Raw genomic sequence first — 693 nt, 5'->3', positions numbered from 1 at the left:
ATACTGACACTGAGGCTCGAAAGCGTGGGTAGCAAACAGGATTAGATACCCTGGTAGTCCACGCCGTAAACGATGTCTACTAGTCGTTGGGTCCCTTGAGGACTTAGTGACGCAGCTAACGCAATAAGTAGACCGCCTGGGGAGTACGGCCGCAAGGTTAAAACTCAAATGAATTGACGGGGGCCCGCACAAGCGGTGGAGCATGTGGTTTAATTCGATGCAACGCGAAGAACCTTACCTGGTCTTGACATATCTAGAATCCTGCAGAGATGCGGGAGTGCCTTCGGGAATTAGAATACAGGTGCTGCATGGCTGTCGTCAGCTCGTGTCGTGAGATGTTGGGTTAAGTCCCGCAACGAGCGCAACCCTTGTCCTTAGTTACCAGCGGGTTAAGCCGGGAACTCTAAGGATACTGCCAGTGACAAACTGGAGGAAGGCGGGGACGACGTCAAGTCATCATGGCCCTTACGACCAGGGCTACACACGTGCTACAATGGTAGGTACAGAGGGCAGCTACACAGCGATGTGATGCGAATCTCAAAAAGCCTATCGTAGTCCAGATTGGAGTCTGCAACTCGACTCCATGAAGTAGGAATCGCTAGTAATCGCGGATCAGAATGCCGCGGTGAATACGTTCCCGGGCCTTGTACACACCGCCCGTCACACCATGGGAGTTGATTGCACCAGAAGTGG

General features: G+C 52.8%; 1 rRNA gene. It reads left to right on the top strand.

What is annotated here, in order from left to right:
* Positions 1–693: ribosomal RNA gene (locus JMW94_RS14740) — 16S ribosomal RNA — on the top strand; the annotation flags it as partial.

The sequence above is a fragment of the Psychrobacter immobilis genome, from assembly GCF_904846185.1.
Lineage (GTDB): Bacteria > Pseudomonadota > Gammaproteobacteria > Pseudomonadales > Moraxellaceae > Psychrobacter > Psychrobacter immobilis_B.
The sequence above is the reverse complement of the archived record's forward strand: the minus strand, read 5'-3'. Positions and strand labels throughout refer to the sequence as shown.